Annotated in this window: 4 protein-coding genes and 1 tRNA gene; all 5 read right to left on the bottom strand. The window is 36.6% G+C overall.

Going from position 1 to position 4373, the window contains the following annotated elements; genetic code table 11:
- Positions 1 to 48: 48 nt before the first annotated feature.
- Positions 49 to 195, bottom strand: coding sequence for a hypothetical protein (locus tag D0T53_RS13310; RefSeq protein WP_163268707.1), 147 nt, complete (start codon positions 193 to 195; stop codon positions 49 to 51).
- Positions 196 to 293: 98 nt separating this feature from the next.
- A complete protein-coding gene (locus D0T53_RS13305; RefSeq protein ID WP_163268705.1) occupies positions 294 to 524 on the bottom strand; it encodes a hypothetical protein in 231 nt (76 codons plus the stop codon).
- Between the two features lie 14 nt (positions 525 to 538).
- Positions 539 to 1807 (bottom strand): hypothetical protein, encoded by a 1269-nt coding sequence (locus D0T53_RS13300; protein WP_163268703.1) that lies wholly within the window; start codon positions 1805 to 1807, stop codon positions 539 to 541.
- 237 nt (positions 1808 to 2044) lie between these two features.
- A tRNA-Cys gene (locus tag D0T53_RS13295) sits at positions 2045 to 2115 on the bottom strand.
- Between the two features lie 92 nt (positions 2116 to 2207).
- Entirely contained in the window at positions 2208 to 3839 is a 1632-nt protein-coding gene (locus tag D0T53_RS13290) for a dipeptidase (RefSeq protein ID WP_163268701.1), read from the bottom strand.
- Positions 3840 to 4373: the final 534 nt, after the last annotated feature.

Below are 4373 nucleotides of genomic sequence, written 5' to 3'. Positions count from 1 at the left end.
CACACATTTTACCTAACTGGTGGTATACTTTTCAATTATTTTAGTGGACTACTTTTCAATTATATTATACACTTTTGCATATTGTTGTGCAGTAAATTCATCAAATTTTTGCCCAATATCATCTTCTTCTCTAAATTCATCCTCATAAACCGTTATCGTTTTCTGGATGGAAACCTTTATTTTGTATGCTTTCATAATCTTATTTGAACATCCATTTGTATTCGAGAAGCCTTATCTTTTCCTCCGGCAAAAGTTTCCCATACCATTTGAAAAAATCTTTTTCATACTCTTCGTTATAAATTAATTAATATTGTTCTATCAAATCTCTGTTTGTCGATCAGCTTGGCCGGAACTCCTGGAACAATATCCCAAAGAAGATATTCCTCAATAAGTTTCACGTCCTTATTTACCTTCATAGCCATTTTGCCAATCTTAATAGCGGTTGCTTTGGTTCTAAAGGCTGTTTCTTTTCCATCAATCGATACATAAAACTTAGTTATAGATTTTGTTGTATTTTTCTTCATTGTGATGATTTATATTAATAAGCAGCACTCATAAAAACTTGTTGCAGCTTATCTGTATTTTGGGAATTATTTCCGTTGTAATAATGATCCTGAATCATCTTAATACTGGTACCGGCAGCCATGGCCACGTAAGAAAGAGGGATATTGCTGTCCAGAGCTACTGTAATGGCAGTATGCCTGAATACATAAGCGTACAGTTCGTAATCGGTACCCAATTCTTTCCCGACACACTTTAACCATATATTTACCCTCTCCCTGAATTTCTTAAAGAGGTAGTCTTTGGTAGTGTATTGCTTTTCCAGTTCGTCATCCATAATCGGGAACACATATCCATTTTTAGTCTTTCCGCGATACTTGTTGATAATATTTTCCATTACAGGATTGAGAGGTATTTCCAGTGCCTTATGCGTCTTCTTCCTCTTTACATGGATCATATTTTGCTTATTGATGTCTTTGTATTTCAGTTTTATGACATCACATGGGGCAAAGAATGAATGGAACATGAATACACAGAAATCATAGTACAATTCAACCTGTTTGCGGTCTTTGTAGGTTGGGGTTGTCTGGGATAAGTCTAATGTAAGAAATTCTTTTAGTTGCTCCGGAGATAGGACATCAGGTTTCTTTGTGTCTATCTCATTAATTTTAGGGTCATAGTTATTGAAGCTAAAATCACCAATCTGGGAGATAGTGAAATTAACCGAAGAGTCTTTTGAAGCTTTCCCCAGAAGATTGCGGAAAGCTTTAGCAGTTCCTCTATAACCGCCATTTTTGGCAAAGATGTGGGCTATTGCTACACACTTATCGAAATTTATTGACTGGAAATTGAGAGATGAGTATCCTTTGAGGATTTTCCGGCATTTCCTTTGCAGTTTGTAATATGCCTCAAAGTTGCAACCTTGCTTAGCTTTTTCCCTTTCGATAACCACCTCCAGGAAATTTTCAACAAGGTCCAGGTTATTGTTGCATACCGCCGGGGTTTCAATTTCAGTCGCTTCTTCTTGTGGTTTTGAAGAATAAAATTGGGCCACTTGTTTGGCCGACAGCTCCGGGTATTCTTTGATTAATGACTGGTAGAAACCTTTAAAGTCATCTAGTATCTGATTATTTTCAGCATAGGATACTGCGTAACTTGTAAACCGTTCTTTGTCATTATTCCAATGACGGTCAATATTGGGGTTTCCCTTTAATAAGTGTTTTACTGATTTGTAATACCTCTGCTTATTTTCACTGATTCTTAAAACGAGAGCATCGTCTCGAATGATAAATTTCAACTTAACCATAACTGAACTTCTTTTTATTTTCTAAGAATAGAAATTTGGAAGGTCAAAGGTTTCTTTTCAATGTACACTTTTTGCACACTCGGTAGGTCGAACCTGATTTTTCAATTTTTCAGTTTAACCATTTACCGAAATTCAAGACCTTTTAGTGCTCGCTGTGTATCAATTAGTTATGGTGTATTTTTGAGGATTTTAGTTTAACGAAAAAAGAGAAGCTAATTACTTAACTTCTCTTCTGGGAGGTTCCTGGCGGATTCGAACCGCCGTAGACGGTTTTGCAGACCGGTGCCTAGCCACTCGGCCAAGGAACCTTTTTGTTTGCGGCTACAAAGATAGATTATTTTCTTTAGTATACAAGTAAAATAAAACGGAAACTCCAAACTATTTTACCCATAGTTGTATATTATTGCAATACTTTATATTTGTCTCCGGTTTCCTTTACCACTTTTTCATAGAATTTTTTAGGATATCCTACCCGTTGAGGTGATGTAGGTTCTCCGTATTCGTTTCGTGTAAACACCCCGTTTTCTTCCTTTCTGACAACTCCGTCCATATATTTAATAAGAAGAAATTCTCCCAGCTTTTTCCATTTATCAAAAGTAGATTGAGCCTGTTGATTACTGTATTCGGTAAGGAATGATACTGCATCTGCCTGCGAATCGAAATATTTGCTAAGAGCTTTTCTTTCTGTTTCGTCCTGATTATCGAGAAACATTTGTTCAATACTTTGCTGAACTTTCCTTACATCCTCATGCATATAGTTATACTTTGAATACACCATATTAGCCACCCAATTATGAATCCAAAAGCTGGATGTCCATGAGAAGGTATACAAATCGCCGTTACCAACCCTGTAACACTCGGGAATATCTGTCATAGAGCAATACATAGGAACAAATACTGTATGTGCAGCATCGTCGGTTCCGAACCATAAAACCCCACCAATAATATTGGGTAACCATTGGCGCATTTGAGCAACAAAAACAAAACCCGATTGCTGAGTAGCAATAGGACGTTCATTACAATATTTTACCGAATCAACTTGCCATTCAAGTGGAGCCCATCTGTATGCCGACTCGAACGGACCTGCTCCCACATCATGTCTCCAATCTAAATCAGTACCTTCATAATGATCCCTCATCATCTCTTTTATATCACTTAGCGACAGTTTGTGATCGGGTTTTATATAAAGCGGCATTGGTTCTTTTGTTTCGCCTTTAGCATACGACACAAAGTGAGACATGTTTTTGTTGAACCTATTGAAGAAGCTCCATACACGGGCTTCACAATAGCGTTGTCCGCCAAAGTCGAGGGGGTTATAAGCTTTTGCGAAGCTAAAATCTTTATCTTTTCCTGTAAAATATCCTTTATTCCGGGCAAAAGAAATTACATCTTTCGAATATAAACAGTTTTCGGGGTCGTTTAACGGAAACTGTTGTATACGTGCCTGATTTGCATGAGCCGATATGCAGTCGTCAGGAATACGTACTGCAACCCAAACAGCACCCTTATTTCCAGTGCCCTTTCCAACCATTTCCAGCACCCATACTTCATTCGGATCGGCAATAGAAAATGATTCTCCTCCACTGTAAAAACCATATTCAGCAACCAAATCTGTCATGGTTTTTATGGCCTCTCTTGCACTTTTTGCCCTTTGAAGTGTAATATAAATAAGGCTTCCGTAATCTATTATTCCTGTTGTATCTATTAGTTCTTCCCGTCCTGTAAACGTAGTTTCTGCTATCGATAATTGATATTCGTTAATATTGCCTACAACATTGTAAGTTTCCGTAACCTGTTTTATTTCGCCTAAAAATTTTCCGGTATCCCATTCATATACTTTCAACATCTCGCCCTGAGGATATTTTGCCGCCGGCCAATGATATAACTCTCCGTACAGGGCATACGAATCGGCCGAATATGAAATCATGGTAGATCCATCAATAGAAGCAGACTTACCGACAAGGAGATTAGTACATGGCATCACATCTACCATATATAGAACGGATATAAGTCCGAATAAGATTCTTTTCATTTCACTATCTGTTTTTCGTTTCGATATGTAAAAGTAAATTTTTCTTACTTATCTTACAACTTCCAACGAATCCAGATAATGTTCTTTATTAAGATAAAAATAACTATACACTATTATAGATACTCTGTTCGCCCTGTTTTTCATAATCTGAATTTATTTTATGTTTTTACTATATGCTTCAACATGTTAAATATCTATTATGTTTCATTTATTAGAAAGAAATAACAAAATTAAAACTCTCTTATAAGTTGATTTTCCAACAACTTGACAATTCTACTAAAGTATAATTACTATACTACTACAGCCTATCAAACACACTATTCTTACAAAACCTGACATATCTGACGAATTTATCTTTTTTTTTAATTATGCTTATTTACTGCCGCGCATCTTACCGATGCTTGCCTTCGTTCATTTTGCCTTGATGCAAAACGAACCAAAAAATCAAGACTGCGCCTGCTGTGCGACCCGCCATTTAGCTTGTTCACTGAACAAAAAATAACTCGCACAAAAGATTGTGCAGACTTTTAAGTC

The sequence above is a fragment of the Dysgonomonas sp. 216 genome (assembly GCF_010501065.1).
Taxonomy (GTDB): domain Bacteria; phylum Bacteroidota; class Bacteroidia; order Bacteroidales; family Dysgonomonadaceae; genus QVMM01.
This window is presented reverse-complemented; position numbering and strand designations above follow the sequence as displayed.